Annotated in this window: 14 protein-coding genes; 1 reads left to right on the top strand and 13 read right to left on the bottom strand. The window is 66.7% G+C overall.

The window, feature by feature from the left end:
- Positions 1-81: 81 nt before the first annotated feature.
- The 7 genes from selD to B2P87_RS04385 are packed head-to-tail and all read right to left on the bottom strand — an operon-like array spanning position 82 to position 8,216.
- Complete coding sequence (gene selD / locus B2P87_RS04355; RefSeq protein WP_141890575.1) at positions 82-2,244, bottom strand: selenide, water dikinase SelD; 2,163 nt, start codon at positions 2,242-2,244, stop codon at positions 82-84.
- Between the two features lie 48 nt (positions 2,245-2,292).
- Positions 2,293-2,691, bottom strand: a complete 399-nt coding sequence (locus tag B2P87_RS04360) for a Na+/H+ antiporter subunit G (RefSeq protein ID WP_141890574.1) — start codon at positions 2,689-2,691, stop codon at positions 2,293-2,295.
- A gap of 9 nt (positions 2,692-2,700) precedes the next feature.
- Positions 2,701-2,970: a K+/H+ antiporter subunit F gene (locus tag B2P87_RS04365; RefSeq protein WP_058287227.1), complete on the bottom strand. Its 270-nt coding sequence runs from the start codon at positions 2,968-2,970 to the stop codon at positions 2,701-2,703.
- A complete protein-coding gene (locus tag B2P87_RS04370) occupies positions 2,967-3,464 on the bottom strand; it encodes a Na+/H+ antiporter subunit E (protein ID WP_058287226.1) in 498 nt (165 codons plus the stop codon). The genes B2P87_RS04365 and B2P87_RS04370 overlap by 4 nt, the downstream gene beginning before the upstream one ends.
- Positions 3,461-4,999 (bottom strand): monovalent cation/H+ antiporter subunit D, encoded by a 1,539-nt coding sequence (locus B2P87_RS04375; protein ID WP_141892084.1) that lies wholly within the window; start codon positions 4,997-4,999, stop codon positions 3,461-3,463. The genes B2P87_RS04370 and B2P87_RS04375 overlap by 4 nt, the downstream gene beginning before the upstream one ends.
- A complete protein-coding gene (locus B2P87_RS04380) occupies positions 4,999-5,352 on the bottom strand; it encodes a Na+/H+ antiporter subunit C (RefSeq protein WP_027244169.1) in 354 nt (117 codons plus the stop codon). The genes B2P87_RS04375 and B2P87_RS04380 overlap by 1 nt, the downstream gene beginning before the upstream one ends.
- 2 nt (positions 5,353-5,354) lie before the next feature.
- Positions 5,355-8,216, bottom strand: a complete 2,862-nt coding sequence (locus B2P87_RS04385) for a monovalent cation/H+ antiporter subunit A (protein ID WP_141890573.1) — start codon at positions 8,214-8,216, stop codon at positions 5,355-5,357.
- Positions 8,217-8,497: 281 nt separating this feature from the next.
- Between B2P87_RS04385 and B2P87_RS04390 the strand changes: the two genes are divergently transcribed.
- Positions 8,498-8,971: a rhodanese-like domain-containing protein gene (locus B2P87_RS04390; protein ID WP_208764534.1), complete on the top strand. Its 474-nt coding sequence runs from the start codon at positions 8,498-8,500 to the stop codon at positions 8,969-8,971.
- Positions 8,972-9,379: 408 nt separating this feature from the next.
- On the opposite strand, the gene mdoH is transcribed toward B2P87_RS04390, so the two are convergent.
- The 6 genes from mdoH to B2P87_RS04420 all read right to left on the bottom strand — a co-directional run bounded on the left by mdoH (position 9,380) and on the right by B2P87_RS04420 (position 18,469).
- Complete coding sequence (mdoH, locus tag B2P87_RS04395) at positions 9,380-11,257, bottom strand: glucans biosynthesis glucosyltransferase MdoH (RefSeq protein ID WP_141890572.1); 1,878 nt, start codon at positions 11,255-11,257, stop codon at positions 9,380-9,382.
- Complete coding sequence (locus tag B2P87_RS04400) at positions 11,254-12,762, bottom strand: glucan biosynthesis protein (RefSeq protein WP_141890571.1); 1,509 nt, start codon at positions 12,760-12,762, stop codon at positions 11,254-11,256. The genes mdoH and B2P87_RS04400 overlap by 4 nt, the downstream gene beginning before the upstream one ends.
- The gene (locus B2P87_RS04405) at positions 12,759-14,021 is read right to left on the bottom strand and encodes an OpgC family protein (protein ID WP_141890570.1); all 1,263 of its coding nucleotides are present in this window, start codon (positions 14,019-14,021) and stop codon (positions 12,759-12,761) included. Before B2P87_RS04405 ends, B2P87_RS04400 begins: the two co-directional genes overlap by 4 nt.
- A gap of 25 nt (positions 14,022-14,046) precedes the next feature.
- Positions 14,047-15,408 carry a tetratricopeptide repeat protein gene (locus tag B2P87_RS04410; RefSeq protein WP_141890569.1) on the bottom strand — a complete coding sequence of 454 codons (1,362 nt, stop codon included), beginning with the start codon at positions 15,406-15,408 and terminating at the stop codon, positions 14,047-14,049.
- Positions 15,409-15,669: 261 nt separating this feature from the next.
- Positions 15,670-16,869 (bottom strand): CaiB/BaiF CoA transferase family protein, encoded by a 1,200-nt coding sequence (locus B2P87_RS04415; protein WP_141890568.1) that lies wholly within the window; start codon positions 16,867-16,869, stop codon positions 15,670-15,672.
- A complete protein-coding gene (locus tag B2P87_RS04420; RefSeq protein WP_141890567.1) occupies positions 16,856-18,469 on the bottom strand; it encodes a thiamine pyrophosphate-binding protein in 1,614 nt (537 codons plus the stop codon). Before B2P87_RS04420 ends, B2P87_RS04415 begins: the two co-directional genes overlap by 14 nt.
- Positions 18,470-18,568: the final 99 nt, after the last annotated feature.

The following is an 18,568-nucleotide window of genomic DNA, read 5'->3' on the forward strand; positions in this document are numbered from 1 at the left end:
CAGAAGTTCTCCCGCCCGCCGCCGGGGCCTCTGCGAGGCCCCGCGCCCGTTGGGCGTGGCGCTGCGCTGGCGCGCAGCGGGTCATGCGCTGAGAGTGATGGCACCGGCCCCTTCTGTCACCTTGCCGATGAGGGCCGCCGGGTATCCGGCGGCGCGCAGCTGCTCCAGCAGCGGTTCAGCCTGATCTGCGGCCACCGCTGCCAAGAGCCCGCCCGCGGTTTGCGGGTCAAACAGCAGATCCTGCCAGCCGGTGGTTTTCAGCTCCGGCAGCGCCGCCTGGTTGGCGGCCAGCAGCGAGGAGCGGATGCCGCTGTCTGCCAGGTCCGCGGCGCCTTGCATCAGGGGCACCTGGGCGGTGAACACCTCCGCGCCTGTGCGCGACGCCTCGCAGATGCCGAGCAGATGGCCGAGCAGGCCAAATCCGGTCACGTCGGTCATCGCATGGGCGTCCTGCAGGATACGGGCAGCCTCGCCCTGCGGCTGGCTCATCTGTTCCAGTGCCGCGGCCACCCAGCCGCCATCGGCTTCGCCTGCCATTTCGGCGGCCATCAGCACGCCGGAGCCGAGGGGCTTGGTCAGAAGGAGCGCATCGCCCGGTTTGGCGCCGGCGAGGGTGATGGCGGGGCGGGGGCAGAGGCCGGTGACGGTAAAGCCCACGGTCAGCTCATCGCCCAGCGAGGTGTGGCCGCCGATGATGGCGGCGCCGGCCGCGTGCATGACTTCCGTGGCGGTGGCCATGATTTCCTGCAGGGTGCGGCTTTGCAGTGCGGGCGACATCCGCGGCAGGATCAGGTTGGCGGTGGCCGCCTGCGGCTCAGCGCCCATTGCCCAGATGTCCCCCAGCGCGTGCACGGCAGCGATGCGGGCCATGATCACCGGATCATTGGTGAAGCTGCGCAGGTGGTCGGTGCTGATCACCTGTTTGACGCCGCCGGTGGTCAGCAGGGCGGCGTCGTCGCCGGGCAGCGGCGTGATGTCCGCGCGCTCCGACGTGCCAAGGCCCGCGAGCGTGCCGAGCAGCGCGCCGCGCCCGACCTTGGCGCCGCAGCCGCCGCACAGGGGCTTGTCCCCCAGCGCCTCCTCCATGCCCAGCGTGTGCTCGGCGGGCAGAGGCGGCGCATCCATCGCGGGCAGGTCGCGGAATTTCTCCATGAAGGCCTGGTCGATGCGGTCTTTCCAGCTCCACATCAAGGGACCGGCCAGCGTGGTGCCGAACCGCTCCCCCAGGGCTTCCCTGGCGCCCATGGAGATCAGTTTCAGGTAGTCCTTCTGCGGGCTGTACTTGCGCAGCGGATCGCCGGTCAGGGTGCTGCGCAGGTTGTGATAGAGCACCGGCGCCTGGCGCACCGCATAGACGCCGGCCTTGGGGCGCGGGGCAAAGTCCATATGGGCGCAGTCGCCTGCGGCAAAGACATTCGGCACAGAGCTTTGCAGGGTTTCGCCGATCCGGATGAAGCCGTCTTGCAGGTCAAGCCCGCTGTCCGCGAGCCAGCCGTAGGGGCGGGCGCCGGCGGCTCCGGTGGTGAAATCCGACAGCACCTCGCGGCCGTCCTGCAGAACGAGATAGCCGTCCTCGACCCGTTCGACCGGCGCGTTCTCCTCCAGCCGGACGCCGTGTTCGACCAGGGCGCGCAGGAGCTTCTGGCGGGCGGTCTCTCCGATCGCGCGCAAGGCTTGGTCGCTGTCGATCAGCGTCGCCTGGGCCAGCCGGCCGCGGGATTTGAGGGCATAGGCCATGGCCAGGATCAGCTCCGCGCCGGCAACCCCGCCGCCGATCACGGCGGCATGGGCAGGGCCGCTGCCGTCGCGGAAGGCGGCCCACCGGGCGGCAAAGCGGCCGAGCGGCTTGGCGGGGATGCCGTGTTCGGCAAAGCCCGGCAGATCCGGCATGGCGGAGGTGATGCCGATGTCGATGGAGGCCACGTCATAGGCTATCGGCGGGCGGCCCGGCACATGCACCAACTGGGCTGCGGTGTCGATATGCTCCGCCGCGCCCAGCACCACACGGGCACCGGCAAAGCGGGCGAGCCGCACCAGGTCGATGTCCAGCTCCGCGCGTGCGTAATGGCCGGCCACAAAGCCGGGCAGCATCCCGGAGTAGGGCGCGGCGGGGCCGGGATTGATGACCGTCAGCCGGGCGCCAGGCAGGGGGCGCATCCCCCATTTGCGCAGCACCAGCGCGTGGGTGTGGCCGCCGCCGATCAGCACCAGATCGCGGGTGAGCGGCAATCGGGAGGAGTCCATATGCTGTCCTGTCTTTGCAGCGGGCCTGTTTCGGGCTGGGGCCTGCGCTTATTGCGCGGCGTCCGGGCGGCCTGCGGTTCTGCGTTCCTCGTCCTCCGGCTTGTCATGGGTGGCCCAATGGTCATCCTCGCCCGCCGGGGGCATGGTTTCGCGGGTTTCTTGCCGGTGAATATGCACCTTGGCAATGAAATTCGCGGTGATCGGCGCGGTCAGGAACAGGAACAGGGTGATCATCAGCTCATGGATCGAGACATATTCCTCGAACACCGCCGCATGCAGCAGAGAGGCCAGCAGCACCCCGCCGACCCCCAGTGTGGTGGCCTTGGTGGGCGCGTGCAGACGCGACATCGGATCGTTGAGCTTGATCAGCCCGAAGGAGCCGACGATGCCGAAGACGCCGCCCATGACCAGAAACGCGGCAACAAGGAATTCAAACAGGCTTGCCATCTTGTCCCCTCACTCGATGATGTTGCCGCGCAGGATGAAGCGCGCATAGGCCACGGTGGAAACAAAGCCGAGCATGGCGATGATCATCGCAGCCTCAAAGAAGATCTCGGTCCCCAGCGCGAGGCCGTAGAGGACCATCAGGGCGATGGCGTTGATGAACATGGTATCGAGCGCCAGGATACGGTCGGCGATATCCGGAGCGGTGACGATCTTCCAGAGGTTCATCAGCATCGCCAGGGCGAAGCAGGCAAAGGCGAAATAGGCAGCGTTTTCGATCATTCGAAGATCTCCATCAGCCGGCGCTCATAGCGCTGTTTGATCTCGTCGCGCACCGCATCCGGGTTGGGCGCGTCCAGGCAGTGGACCAAGAGCGCGTGGCCTGCGTCCGAGATATCCGCCGACAGGGTGCCGGGGGTCATGGTGATGGTGCCGGCCAGGGCGGTGATCGCCTCGGGCGTTTTCAGGTCCAGCGGGATGGTGATCCAGTTGGGGCGGCGGTCGGCGTTGGGTTTGAACAGCACGATGCGGGCGACGATGATATTGGCCTGCACGATGTCCATCAGCACGACAAGGATGTATTCCGCAATCTTCAGCGGCTTGCCGAGCCGCGGCCGGTTGGGCCAGTAGGGCTGGGTGAAGAACGGGATCAGCACCCCCAGCATAAAGCCGAAGAGCAGCGAGTTCAGCGACCAGCCGTTGACCAGCAGCAGCCAGGTAAGAGTCAGCAGCAGCGTGAGATAGGGGTGCGGCAGCAGCCGTCTGAGCAGTTTCATTCCGCCTCCTCCCCAAGCACGGTAGCAATATAGGCCTGCGGCTGAAAGAGCTGCGCTGCGGTGGCCTCGGCATAGCGGGTGGCAGGGCCCGCAAACACGGTGAGCGCCACCAGCCCCGCCAGCAGCCCGAAGCAGGCCACAAACGGCAGCTGCGCGGGCCGGGCGGCCGGGGTCTGCTGCGGCGGTTCGGCGCTGGTATCGGTGTTCTCCTGCGGCAGGCCGTGGCCTTTCCAGAACAGCAGCGAGCCTGCGCGTGCCATGCCGATGATGGTGATCAGCGAGCCGGTCAGGATCACCGCCCAGATCCAGGTGGCAAGCTCGGAGCCGCGGGTGGCATCCAGCACCAGCAGCTTGCCCAGGAAGCCCGACAGCGGCGGCATCCCCGCCAGCGCGATGGCGGCGGCAAAGAACAGCGCCGAGATCAGCCCGGTCTGCGGCATCGGCAGCTGCGGCAGGATCCAGCCGCCCTGCCGCTCCATCACCAGATCGGCGACCAGGAACAGCAGCGCTGCCGCCAGGGTGGAATGCACCAGGTAATAGAGCGCGGCGGCGGTGGCGGTCTGGGTGAACAGCGACACCGCGATCAGCAGCGTGCCCATCGAGGCGATGGCGCCGAAGGCGGCCAGGCGGCCGATCTTGTTGGATCCCAGCACGCCCACCGCGCCGGCAATCAGCGTCAGCAGCGCCGCGGGCAGCAGCCAGTTTTCGGTCAGCCCGGCGGTCGCCGCGACCTCAGGCCCGAAGACCAGCGTGTACATGCGCAGGATCGAATAGGCGCCGACCTTGGTCATGATGGCAAACAGCGCCGCGACCGGCATCGGCGCATTGGCATAGGCCGAGGGCAGCCAGAAATGCAGCGGCAGCAGCGCCGCCTTGATGGCAAAGACCAGCAGCAGCATCACCGCGCCGGCCCGCAGCAGGGCGGTATCCTCCGCCGGGATCTGCGCGACTTTCACGGCGAGGTCGGCCATGTTCAGGGTGCCGGTCACCGAATAGAGCGTGCCGAGCGCAAACAGGAACAGGGTCGAGCCCAGGAGGTTGAACACCACGTACTGCACCCCGGCCTGGAACCGTCGGGTGCCGCCGGAGTGGATCATGAGGCCGTAGGAGGCGATCAGCAGCACCTCGAAGAAGACGAACAGGTTGAAGGCGTCGCCGGTCAGGAAGGCGCCCATGATGCCCATCAGCTGGAACTGGAACAGCGCGTGGAAGTTGCTGCCGCGGGTGTCCCAGCCCGACCCGATGGCATAAAGCAGCACCGGCAGCGCCAGCAGCGAGGTCAGCACGATCATCATCCCCGACAGCCGGTCCAGCACCAGCACGATGCCAAAGGGTGCGGGCCAGTCGCCGAGTTCATAGACCTTGACGGTGCCGTCCGCCGCCTGCGCGGCCAGGGCCAGGGTCACGCCGGCCAGCAGCACCGCGCTGGCGACCGAGAATATCCGCTGCAGGTCCAGGTGGTGGCGCAGCACCATGATGATGAACGGCGCGACCAGGGCAGGCAGCACCACCGGCGCGATCAGAAGGTGCTGCATCATGCGTCCTCTCCTGCGCCTTCCGCCTCAGCGGGCAGGGCGGTGCGGTCATCGCGGGAGGACAGGAAGGCCCCCAGCGCGATCATCACCACCACCGCGGTCATGCCGAAGGAGATCACGATGGCGGTCAGCACCAGCGCCTGCGGCAGCGGATCGGTATAGGCGACCTCCTCGTACTTGTTGAGGATCGGCGGCGCGGCGGTCATCAGCCGTCCGGAAGCAAACAGGAAGACGTTCACCGCATAGGTGATCAGCGACAGGCCCAAGATCACCGGGAAGCTGCGGCGGCGCAGGATCAGATAGATGCCGGCCGCAGTTAGGATGCCCACGGCCGAGGCGACGAGAAGTTCCATGCTTATCCCTCCGTCCCGGTCTTGGCCGCGTCCTCGCGGGCCGGGTTGATGTCCATCGCGTGTTCAGAGCTGATCCCCGGCTGCCAGGCAAAGCGCGACAGGCTTTCAAGCGCCAGCAGCACCGCGCCGACCACGGCCAGGAAGACGCCAAGGTCGAAGAGCGCCGCAGTGGCCCATTCGAACTCCTCCAGCGGCGGCCATTGAATGTAGCCGAAAGCGCTGGTCAGGAACGGCATCCCGTTGAACCAGGCGCCCATGCCGGTGGCGGCGGCGATCAGCACGCCGGAGCCGATGATGGCGTGGTACGGGTAGCGCTGCCGCTCCGTCGCCCAGGCAAAGCCGGAGGCCATGTACTGCATGATGATCGCAATCGCCGCGACCAGCCCGGCGATGAAGCCGCCGCCCGGCAGGTTGTGGCCGCGGAAGAAGATATAGGCCGCCACCATCAGTGCCAGCGGCATCATCACCCGGGTCGCCACCACCATCATCAGCGGGTGGCTGTCGCCTGCCCGCGGCAGGTCCGGCTCGCGGTTCAGAAGGTAGGCCCGCACGCGGGAGCCCAGCACCGCCTCGGTCAGGGCAAAGATCACCATGGCGGCGATGCCCAGCACGATGATCTCGCCAAAGGTGTCATAGCCGCGGAAATCGACCAGGATCACGTTCACCACATTGGTGCCGCCGCCGCCCTTGTAGGAATTGGCGAGGTGGAAGTCGGAGATGGTCGGGAAGGCGAAGTCGCGCATCAGCAGCGCATAGATCAGCCCGCCCGCGCCAAGCCCCGCGACCACCGCAATCGCGCCGTCGCGCATACGGGTCAGCACCGGGGTTTCGGCCGGGGTTTCCTTGGGCATGAAGTTCAGCGCCAGCAGCATCAGGATGATGGTGACCACCTCGACCGAGATCTGGGTCAGCGCCAGGTCGGGCGCCGAGAGGTAATTGAACGCCATAGAGACCACCAGGCCCACCACGCCGATCAGCACCAGCGACAGCAGCCGGTTGCGGTGTTTCACCACGATGAACAGCGTGGCCACCACCAGGGCGAACCAGCCGGTCACAGGCAGCAGGCCGGGCTGTTGCAAGGCGCGCGTCGGCGCGCCCAGGGTGCCGCCGCGATAGGCCAGGTAGGCAATCACCACGGTAAAGGCGACCATCACTGCGGAATACCGGGTGAGGGCGCCGTTGTGCAGGCTGCCGGTCACTGCCTGGCTGAGGCGGGTGAAGGCGCCGATCAGCCCCTCGAAGATCACCTTGGCCTCGGGCCGCGGGGCCGCGTCCCAGGCGCGGGACAGCGGCTTGTGCAACGCCAGCAACACCGCGCCGCCGATCACCGCAGCAATCGACATGTAGAGCGCCGGGGTCAGCCCGTGCCACAGTTTGAGCGAGTAATAGGGCAGCTTCTCTCCGCCGATCACCGCGCTGGCGGCGGTGGCCACCATCGGGCCTGCGATCTTGGCCGAGGCAAGGCCGATCAGCACCACCAGCAGCACCAGGAAGGCGGGGCCGATCCACATGCCGGTGCCCGGGTCATGCGGGTGGCCGGGGTAATCCTCGCGCTTGGGGCCAAGGAAGACATGGGCGATGAAGCGGAAGGAATAGGCCGCCGAGAACACCGCGGCGGCGGTGACCAGCGCGGGCACGATCAGATGCGAGCCGTTCCAGAGGGTGTGGGTGGCTTCCTCCAGCATCATCTCCTTGGACAGGAAGCCGTTCAGCGGCGGGATGCCCGCCATCGACAGCGCCGCCACCGTGCCGATGGTGAAGGTTACGGGCATCAGGTGGCGCAACCCGCCCAGACGCTTGATGTCGCGGGTGCCGGCCTCGTGGTCGACAATGCCCGCGGTCATGAACAGCGCCGCCTTGAAGGTGGCGTGGTTGATGATGTGGAACACCGCGGCGACCGCGGCGAACTTGGTGCCGAACCCCAGGAGCATGGTGATCAGGCCCAGGTGGCTGACGGTGGAAAACGCCAAGAGCGCCTTGAGGTCGTCCTTGAACAGGGCAATCACAGCGCCCAGCAGCATGGTGACGAGGCCGGTGGTGGCAACGATGTAGAACCATTCCGGCGTGCCGGCCAGAACCGGCCAGAGGCGGGCCATCAGGAACAGGCCGGCCTTCACCATGGTGGCGGAGTGCAGATAGGCCGACACCGGCGTCGGCGCCGCCATCGCGTGCGGCAGCCAGAAGTGGAAGGGGAATTGCGCCGATTTGGTGAAGGCACCGATCAGGATCAGGATCAGCGCCGGCAGGTACAGGTGCGAGGACTGAATAGCCTCTTTGTTCTGCAGGATCACGCTGAGGTCATAGGAGCCTGCGATATGGCCCAGCAGCAGCATCCCCGCGATCATCGCCAGCCCGCCGGAGCCGGTCACGGCCAGCGCCATGCGGGCGCCCTGGCGGCCTTCGGGCAGGTGCTTCCAATAGCCGATCAGCAGGAAGGAACTGAGCGAGGTAAGCTCCCAGAACACCAGCAAAAGCAGGATATTGTCGGACAGAACGATGCCAACCATCGCGCCCTGGAACAGCAGAAGGTAGCTGTAGAACTGACCCATCGGGTCTTCGCGCGACAGGTAGAAACGGGCGTAGAGGATGATCAGGAGGCCGATGCCGAGGATCATCGCCGCAAACAGGAAGCCCAGCCCGTCGAGGAAGAAATGGGCGTTGAGGCCAAGGGCGGGCAGCCAGTCCACGGCGGCAAACACCGTCTCGCCGCGGAAGATGGCGGGGATATGCAGCATCAGCCCGGTGAAGGCGAGGAACGTGGTCAGCCCGGCGGCCGAAGCCGCGGCATTGCGTCCGGCGCGGATCAGCAGCGCTGGAAAGACGGCTCCGAGAAAGGGCAGGGCCGCAATCAGGAATAGGGACACGTGCAGGTCTCCTGTCGGGTTGGCGCGTCGTTATTTTTTTAGTCCAGTGCTAAGCAATTTTTCAGCACAGAACCACCCCCGCCGCCCCGGATACCGTAAGAATGCCGCAGTTCCGGGACAGATTTGGTACGATTGTTGCGCCTATATTTGGGCGGCTTGCGCGCAATAACAAGAACTTGACTGGCCTAAGCTGGGCATTTCTGGTGATTGGAGGCTGCCAAGCTGCTAAATCTGGGGCGGGATCACAATCCAGCGGCGGCAAACCGAACAGCGGAGGCACCATGGCCGGGTCACAGGCGGACAATTCAACCCTGACGCGGCGGCTGATGCTGCTGGGCGGGGCCGCGGCGGCAGGCGGCTTTGGCTACTGGTGGCACCGCCGCCAGCCGCCCGCGCATGATCAGCCGCGGCTGACGGCGGCAGAGGCGTTTGCGGCGGCCCGGGACGGCGGCATCATCCTGGTGGATATCCGCACCCCGCAGGAATGGCGCGCGTCCGGGGTGCCGGTGGGCAGCCATCAGATCGACATGCGGCGCGGGGATTTCATGGCGGCCCTGCAGGCGGTGGCGGGGCCGGACCGCGCGGTGCCGGTGGCGCTGATCTGCGCCCGGGGCGTGCGCTCGGCGCGGCTGACGCTGGCGCTGGCAGAGGCGGGTTTCACCAATGTGATCGACGTGCCCGAAGGCATGCTGGGCTCTGCCGCGGGGCCGGGCTGGATCGCGGGCAACCTGCCGGTGGCGCGGTGGCAAGGATGACAGCAGCCTTGAAAGCGGACGCTCTGGCGTCTTGACGGCGGCGGCAGCGGTGCTGTTCGGCGGCGGCCGTGCGGTGCCCGGGTGGGGCGAAGCGGGCAGGCTGGCGGATGGGGCCGGGGATCCGCCGCCGGTGCGCTGACGTCGCCGGGTCATCACTAGGGGATGCAGGGCGCTCCCGCCCCTTTGGCGCGCACATCAGGGATTTGCGGGCCAAAGCGTTGGGCCGGGCAGCGCGCCCTCGCGGGCGCGCTGCGGCAGGTCTGTCGTTGTGAGGGAGGGGTCCAGGTGCGCCCTGGCGAGGGCCGCAGGCCGCACCGCGCATCTGCGCGGTGCAGGGCCCAAGGCTGCCAAGGGTGTCCCGGCGCTGCCGGGGTATCCTGCGGGCGCGGGAGCCGCTTGGCCGCGGGGTTATTCTGCCGGGGTGCCGCGGACGGTGCTGCCGTCCAGCAGCGCCTTCAGCTCGGCACGGGCGGCACGGGCGGCGCGGGTGATCTGGGGTTCGGTGAACTCCTCCCGCGTGGCCATCCAGTGGCGGATGCGGTTCACCGTCTTGACGCCGGACAGCGCCGACAGCGGCACCGCCAGCACCAGCGACAGCGCGATCGGGGCCAGCCACAGCGACACGGTGCCGGTCAGGATGCCCGCCCAGAGCGCGACGCCGCTGACGGTTTCCAGCGCGTGGCAGGCCGCCAGCGTGCGCAGGGAATAGCTGCCGCCATCACGCGCCTGCGGCGCCCAGCCGCGCTGCAGGCCAAGGGCGGTGCGGAACACCGCGATCATTTGCTGCACCATCAGGATCGGCGCATAGAGGATCGCCAGCACCACCTCGGACAGGAAGGACAGCGCGAAATGCACCGGGCCGCCGTATTCGGAAAACCGGCTGCCAGTGAGCGGCAGCGCGGCCGCCGCCAGCAGCTTGGGGGCCAGCAGCATGGCGTAGATCAGGATGATCACCAGCACGTGCTTGGGCTCGGACATATCGGGCCAGTTGGGGCGGAAGGGGTTGGCCTCGCTGAAATAGCTGATCACCGACGCCTCTTCGCTGCGGCCGATCACTGCCCACAGCACCAGGAGCGCGAACCACACCGGTGCCATAAGATAGCCGATGGCGCCCGCGAACAGGTGGAAGCGGGAGATCGCGCGGAAGCCCTTGGCGTGCAGCAGGTTGAGGTGCTGCAGGTTGCCCTGGCACCAGCGGCGGTCGCGCAGGATGTGGTCGATCAGGGTGGCGGGGGTTTCCTCGTAGGAACCGCGGATGCGGGGCAGGAAGCGCACCGACCAGCCGGCCCGGCGCAACAGGCCTGCCTCGACGAAATCATGGCTCATGATCAGCTTTTCGCCGCCGCCGAAGCGCGAGCGCAACAGCGGCAGGCCCGCGCAGGCGGCAAAGGCGCGGGTGCGGATGATGGCGTTGTGGCCCCAGTAGTTGCCCTCGTGCCCGGCCCAGCGGGCCAGGCCCTCGGCCAGGGCGAGGCCATAGACGCCGTTGGCGAACTGCTGCATGCGGCCAAAGACCGACTGCGCGCCGATGAGCTGCGGATAGCTCTGGATCAGGCCGGCGCTCGGGTCGCGGGCCAGCGCGTCGGCCAGCCGGGCAATGGCGCGGCCGGTCATCAGGCTGTCGGCGTCCAGCACCAGCATCGCCTCATAGCCCGCGCCCCAGCGGCGCACCCAGTCGGAGATGTTGCCGACCTTGCGGCCCTCATTGTCGGCGCGGCGGCGGTAGTAGAGCTCGGTGCCTTCCGGCAGCATGGTGCGCAGCGCCTCGACGCTGGCGCGTTCCTGTTCGGCAATCGCGTCGTCGCGGGTGTCCGACAGGATGAACATCGCATATTCATGCAGGCCGCCGCGGCCGTGCAGTTCCTGCAGCATGGTCTGGGCGTTGCCCAGCACATACCAGGGCACCTCGTTGTAGACCGGCATCAAGAGCGCCACCTTCATCGGCCGGGCGGCGCCGCGGGTGACGGTGCGCTCGCGGCGCGACAGGCCATAGAGGCCCAGCAGCACGGTAGAGACGGTGAAGGCAATCCAGAAGAAGTTGAAGGCGATCAGCGCCAGCAGGATCATCTCCAGCACCGAAAAACCGCCGTCGGCGAACCAGCCCTGCATCACCCAGGTCAGAAGGCCGGTGGCTGCCATTGCGGGCGAAAAGGCCAGCAGCCGCCACAGCGCCACTTGGCGCGGCGCGGCATCGCCGGGGGCGGCGGCGTCGCGGAAGTCCTTGCTGAAGTCCTGCTCCGGCATCGCCAGGGGCTGTTCCGGAGGCATCAGATCACTTGCAGTCATGCGGTCCACCTGTAAAGCCAGACCTCGGAAGCGGGGCTGCCGTCTTTCCTGAGCTGGGCGCGAAGTTCGATATAATCCTGATCGCCAGGATCGAAGTTGAAGGCCAGCCGCAGTCCGCCGGTTTCCGGGTTGCGCTGCAGCACGCCTTCGCTCGTCGCCACATGGGGAGAGTGGATGTGCACGTCAAGGGCCTCTGGCCCGTCATCGAACAGCGGGTGCGCCTCAAAGTCGATGGTGACGATCCGGCCCGGCCCGCCAAAGATCCGCGCGCCCTCGGCGGTGTCGGTCACCCGCGGCATCGGCAGCTCTGGCTCCTCGCCCCAGGTGAGGCGGTAGCTGAGGCTGATCTGCGCGCCGGCGGCATAGGGCTCGCGCGGGCGCCAGTAGGCCACGGTGTTGTCGTAGATCTCCTTGTCGGCGGGGATTTCCACCAGGGTGACGGCGCCCGGGCCCCAGTCGCCATGGGGTTCGACCCACAGGCAGGGGCGCTTGTGATAGAAGGCTTCGAGGTCGTTGAAATCCGACAGCTTGCGCGCGCGCTGCATCAGGCCGAAGCCGCGGGGATTTTCATCCAGGAAGGACGACACCTGCAGCCGGGTGGGGTTGGCCAGCGGCCGCCACAGGGTTTCGCCGTTGCCGTTGACCACCAGAAGGCCGTCGCTGTCATGCACCGCCGGGCGGAAATCGTCAAAGCGGCTGCGGTTGGTGGCATCGAACAGGAACATAGAGGTGAGCGGGGCAAGGCCCGCGTGGTTCAGCTCCTCGCGGGCAAACAGCGTGGCCTCGACATCCATCACCGTGCTGCTGCCGGGGGTGATGACAAACCGGTAGGCGCCGGTGACGGACGGCGAGTCCATCAGCGCATGGACCACCATGGAGCGCTGGCCGGGGGCAGGGGCCTCCAGCCAGAACTCGATGAACTCCGGAAACTCCTCGCCCTCGGGATCTGCGGTTTTCAGCGCCAGGCCGCGGGCCGACAGCCCGTAAGTGTTGCCGATGCCGATGGCGCGGAAATAGCTGGCCCCCTGGAACACGCAGAATTCGTTCTTCTGGGCGGGGTTATCCAGAACCGTGCGCAGGCGCAGGCCGGAATAGCCGAGGTGCCCGTCGGTGGTGAGGTCGGGCGCCTTGTCGGTTTTGTCGAACAGCGTCAGGTCGAATGGCACAGGCTGCGCCTGGCCTGCGGTCACGGTGTTGATCTGCACCGGGCGCGGAAAATAGAGGCCGGGCAGGAAGAAATCGACATTGTAGCTGCGGCCGGTGCCGGACCACAGCGCGTCCGAACTGCGAAACCAGCGCGCCTTGTAGTCGTCGTAAGTCTGGTCCACCCAGTCCTGCGGCACCGACGGGCGTTCGGCGTAGGCCTCCTCGGCCAGCGCGCGGGCCTTGGCCACCACCACGCCGCGGCTGAAGGGTTCGGTTTCGCTTGCCAGAACTGGCAGGGCGGACAGGGCGCTGCTGCCAAGCGCGGCTGCGAGGAAGGAACGGCGGGAGAAAGAGCTCATTTCTTGGCTCTCCAAGGTTGTGACTTGAACCAGGCTGCGGTGTAAGCGCAGACTATAATTAGGAAAAAGCCAACCAGGTTGGCGAATGCCGTGGTCATAACCGCGCGGTCGGTCTGGTCAAGCGCAAAGCCGATGAAACGGGCCAGCGCCATCGAAAAAACAAACACTGCGAGGGATTGCTGGCCGACCTTGGTGATCAGTTTCAGCAATACCGCCCAAGTGCGCGCGGCGAGGGAGTGGCCGGAGGCAATGAGCCGTTTGCCGCCTGCGCCCGCGGCCACCCAGCCGAGGTAAGCCAGCGACAGGAAATGGGCATAGCGCAGCAGGCCGAAATCGGTCTTTTCGCGCCATTCCGCGGTGATTTCCCAGGTCGGGCGGATCAGGGCGGCCAGATCCTTGTTCGCCGCTTCCACCCAGAGGAAGACCTTCCAGGAGCCGAACGGCGCGGACAGGATCACAAAGGCTGCGGCCAGGATCACCAGCGCCTTGGAGACCGGCGGCGCGGGCAGCCAGCCCTTCATGAAGGCGAAGCCGGTGAAGAACAGCAGCTGCCAGCCGAGCGGGTTGAAAAACCACTCACGGTCCGACCAGGGTTCCGCCGGGAAGGAGATGCCATTGGGGCCGAGGCCGATCATGTAGGGGTTGGCGGTGAGCCAGATCAGGACGCTGGCGGCGATCACTGCCCAGACCCCGGCCTTTTCCAGCCCCATCATCAGCGGCAGCAGGACCAGCACGCCCAGGTACATCGGCAGCACGTCGAAGTAGTTCGGCACATAGGTCAGCGTCATCACGCCGACCAGCTGCTGCACGGTGTTGGTGAAGAACCAGTGCAGGTTCAGGGAGCCGATATAACTTTTGTCGAAGCCGCCATAGAGGTCGAGCGCCGCCATGGAGGCGGTTAGGAAGAAGAACAGGCCGATGTGGGCCCAGTAGACCTGCCAGCAGCGGAAGATCACGCGGGCAGTGCCCAGCCACCAGCCCTGGCGGGCGAAGGAGCTGCCAAAGGCGATGGCCGAGGCCATGCCGGAGCAGAACACAAAGATTTCGGTCGCGTCGGTAAAGCCGAACCGCCCCGGGATCCAGCCGGCCCAGCGGTTGCCCGGGATATGCGCCACCAGGATGATGAACATGGCGATGCCGCGGTAGAAGTCGAGCCGCGGGTCGCGCAGCCGCGGCTGGACCGGTTGCGGCGGGGGCACTGCACGGTTGGCGGCAGCAGGGTCTTTCTGAGGCCCGGGAAAGGGCGCAACGCTGGACATCTGAGGTTTCTGGTCCTTGAGGGTCTTACTCGGCAGGTACGCTTTTGGCACCGGACGGGTTCCGGGCCTCGGAAATCAGGGTGCGGCGGGCCAGCGCGTAGTTGTCCTCTGCGCCGCCCCGCCTGGCGCGGCGGTCATCAAGGATTGCTTCGACTTCGTCAAGCTGGCCTGAGCGGATTCCCGCGTCTATAGTTATGCGTTCAAAAACATCGCGTTGCGCGTGGCTGCCGCCGGCCAGCTGCAGGGTGGCGCGGGCTGCGGACAAATGCGCGAAAGCAGCCATGTATTGACCGTCTCCGAAGGCTTCCAGCCCGTCCGCGGCGGCGCAGCCGGGGTCCGCCATCCGCGCGCGCGCCTCGCTGCCGCCCCGTTCCGCATCGGCGTGAATCCGCTGCACCAGCCGGTGGGCGTCCTCCTTGCGGTGGCCGGTCAGCGCCAGCAGATAGTGCAGATCGGCAAAAATCAGGCTGCCGTCCTCGGTGCGGGCGGCGCAGAGATTCGCCAGCTCGTCCCAGCGGCTGCCGACGTCAACGCCTTCCAGCTCCAGCCGCATCAGCAGCGAGGTGGCGTTGGAAATGTCGCGGTAATCGTCGGTCTTGTCCTTGCGCACTTCGGTGTCATAGAGCGTGACCGCCTCTTCCATCTGGCCCAGATCGAGGTGCATCAGCGCCTTGTGCCACCAGACGTGATAGCGGAAGTTGTTGCAATGCGCCCAGGCCTCCTCGCGGCCGTGCAGCCAGTCGAGGCCCGATCTGGCATTGCCGGTCATATCATGCACATGCGCCACGGCGTGCAAGCCCCAGGCATCATCCGGCGCCATCCACAGCGCCTGGCGGCCGGCATTGGCGGCGCGCTCATATTCGCCGGTCTCTTCCAGCGCAAAGGAATGGCAGCCCAGGAGGTAGCCGCGCCCGGCATGGTCCGGCGCATAGGCCGGCAGCACCCGTTCGACCGAGGCGCGCATCCCCGCCGGGTCGCCCATGATGAAGCGGATGCCGTGGCTGAGCTTCATCGCCAGGGTGTCCTCAGGGAAGACGTCCAGCACCTCCTCCATCCGCTGGATCGCCAGGCTGGGACGGCCGGCCAGCCAGCAGTCGAGCGCGTCCACATATTTGCGCTCGCGCGGCAGGGCGCCCTCGCAGCAGGCCCTGGCATCGCGCAGCGCCTCGCGCGCCGTGGGCACCAGTTCGGAACGCCCCAGCATCAGCAGTGACAGCCCCTTGATCGCATGGGCCAGGGCAAACTCCGGCGCGGCCTTCAGCACCGCGCCCAGATGATCTGCGGTCACGGCGGCATGGGAAAGAACTCCCAGCTGCACGGCATTCCAATTCTGCTGTGCAGTTGCATCGGTCAGGCTGTTGTCTTGGCCGAAGATATCTTGCGTCATGAGAGTCCAATCTTTGTTTTTATCCGAGAGCGGTTTCCGTGTCCTGCTGAAGAGTAGATCATCGGAATGTTCCGGGCGAACCCCGCTCGCGGTTTGGTGATGGCCTGTGTGCGCCTGGATTGAAACTATGGCGGATGTGTAGGATTTCCCGGGAAATTTTGGCAATAAGGAGGATTAAGGCACGCGCAAAGCACCGCGGATTTAGCGGTGAATTGCCGGAAACTGTAACACATGGCGGAAAGCCGCCGCATCCCTGCGGGATCAGGACGGCTCAAACGGGTGTTCTGCGCTCAGAATCTCCCCGGTGCCTTCGCCGCAGGCAGGCGGCGCGTGGCGGTATGTGACCGGTGTGCGGGAGAATTTCAGCGGATTGCCCAGCAGCTTGACCGGACCGGCCGCCGTGTCCATGCCAATCGCCATGCTGCGGGCGTCGACCTGGCTGCTGGCAAACAGAGTGTCCAGGGTCTGCACCGGGCCTGCCGGCACCTTGCGCTCCTCCATCACGGCCAGCACCGTGCCGGTGGTGAAGCGCTGCACCGCGGGGATCAGGATCGCGTTCAGGGCGTCGCGGTTTTGCAGCCGGGCGGGGTTGGTGGCAAAGCGGGCGTCCTCGGCCAGCCCTTCGAGCTTGAGGAATTCCATGAAGCGGCGGAACTGGCTGTCGTTGCCCACCGCCAGGATCACATGGCCGTCCGCGGTTTCATAGACGCCGTAGGGCATGATGCTGGGGTGTTCGTTGCCGCGCCGCTTGGGGATCTGGCCAGTGTTCAGATAGGCAACGCCCTCGTTGATCAGCCAGGCGATCTGGGCATCCACAAGGGCCAGGTCGATCTGCTGGCCCTCGCCGGTCTTGTCGCGGTGGTGCAGGGCGCTGAGGATCCCGATGCAGGCATACATGCCGCACATCACATCGGCGATGCCGACGCCGGCCTTCATCGGCTGGCCCTCCGGCTCGCCGGTCAGCGACATGATGCCGCCGAAGCCCTGGGCCATGATGTCATAGCCGGGTTTGTGGCTGTTGGGGCCGGTCTGGCCGTATCCGGAAATGGAACAGTAGATCAGGCCCGGCAGGTCCTCCTTGAGGCTGGCGTAGTCCAGACCGTATTTGGCCAGCCCGCCGGGCTTGAAGTTCTCGATCAGGATGTCGGCCTCTGCCGCCAGGCGGCGGATCGCCTGCTGGCCTTCTTCCGTTGCAATATCAATGGCAACCGAGCGTTTGTTGCGGTTGGCCGCCATGAAATAGGCGGAGAGGTCGGATTGCTGCCCGTCCGCATCCATCACATAGGGCGGCCCCCACTGGCGGGTGTCGTCGCCGCAGGTCTTGGGGTTTTCCACCTTGATCACCGTCGCGCCAAGGTCGCCCAGCAGCTGGGTGCAGGTGGGGCCTGCCAGGATGCGGGAAAGGTCAAGGACCTTGACGCCCTGGAGCGCGCCATGGGGGAGCATGTCAGATGCGGCCATCGTAGCCTCCGCGGTCGATCACAGCAGAGATGACGGTGAATTTTTCGGCTTTCAGCGCGTCCTGCAGGGCGGCGCGCAGATCGGTGCGGTTTGTGACCGTCACCCCGTTGCCGCCAAAGACGCGGCCCATCGCGGCAAAGTCGTGTGCGGCGAAATCGACCCCGCCGCTGGCAAGCTGGCGCTGGCGCTGTTTCAGCTCGATCAGGGCGAGGCTGGCGTCGGCGAAAACCACGAAGATGGGCGCCACACCCAGTTCCGCCGCAGTGGCGAGTTCACCGGCGACCATCAGGAAACCGGCATCGCCGGAAAAGCTGACCACCGGGCGGTCCGGCTGCGCCAATTTACGCCCGATTGCCATCGGCACCGCGCAGCCCATGGTGCAGAGGCCCGAGGACTGGATCAGTCCGCGCGGCCCGGAACACTCCCACATCTGGCTGAGCAGAATGCGGTGGGCGCCGCTGTCGGCGGTGGCAAGGGTGTCCGCCGGCAGGGTGGCGCGGCATTCGGCGATGACGCCGGCCGGACCCCAGTCCTCATCCTGCGGGAAGGCGTCCGCCAGTGCGGATTTGACCGCGGCGGGGCGGCCAGTGGGCCATGTGCCGCGCGGTTCGGTGCCTTCCGACAGCGCCGCAAGGGTGGGGGCAATCGCGGTCAGGAAGTTCAGGCCTGCCTGATGCATGTAGTGGGTGTTGGCCTCCGGCGCGATGTCGATCACGTTCTGGGTGTTCACGTCCCAGACATTGCGCCAGCCGGGGCGCATCTCAATCGGGTCATAGCCGATAGAGAGCACCAGATCGGCCTCCCGCACCAAGGGCAGCAGGTGCTTGTCGGCCAGCGGCGACAGGCCCGCGCCGCCGAGGCAAAGGGGGTGGTCTTCGGGGAGGATGCCCTTGGCCTTGTAGCTGGTGATGAAAGGGATCTGATGCTTTTCGAGGAAGGCGCGCAGGGCGGGGCCTGCGTTTTCCTGCAGCGCATCGAGGCCGATCACCGCCACCGGGCGGGTTGCGGCCGTCAGCCAGGAGCGCGCCTGCGCCAGCGCCTCGCCGCTTGGCGCGCTGGCACTTGCAGGCGCGCGGCGGACGTTGCGGTCCCTGGCCGGCGCATCTGCCACTGAGATCGGAACGTCAATATGCACCGGCCCGTTGCGGGGTTCTGTTGCGATGGCCACCGCCTTGTCTGCGATCAGGTCCGCCGCTTCGGCATCCAGCCGGAAGGTGGCCTTGGTGATCGGGGCAAAAACCGCGCGGTGGTCGAGCACCTGATGGGTGTAGCTCTGCTCCTCTGCCGCATCGACGCAGCCGGTGAGCACCAGCATCGGCACCCGGTCCTGATGGGCATTGGCCACCACATTGACACCGTTCAGCGCGCCGGGGCCGAGGGTGGCCACGAGAATGACCGGCGCGCCGTCGGCGTGATGCACGCCTTCGCCCATGAAACCGGCGCAATTTTCATGCTTGGCCAGGTGAAAGGCGATGCCGGCCCTGGTCAGCGCATCGACCAGCGTCAGCACCTCGCCGCCGGGCATCCCGAAGGCGTGGCGGCAGCCTGCCTCAAAAAGCCGCCGGGCCAGAACATCGGCTGCGCGCAGGGTCTCTGTCATCTTGTCCGTCCAATCCGTTGAATTGCCGCCAGATTGCCGAGGCTGCGCCCGCGCGCAAGCCCGTTCACGCCAGTGTGAGAAAAACTGCGGCGGAATCCG

This window comes from Leisingera sp. UBA4491, from assembly GCF_002388965.1.
Taxonomy (GTDB): domain Bacteria; phylum Pseudomonadota; class Alphaproteobacteria; order Rhodobacterales; family Rhodobacteraceae; genus Leisingera; species Leisingera aquaemixtae.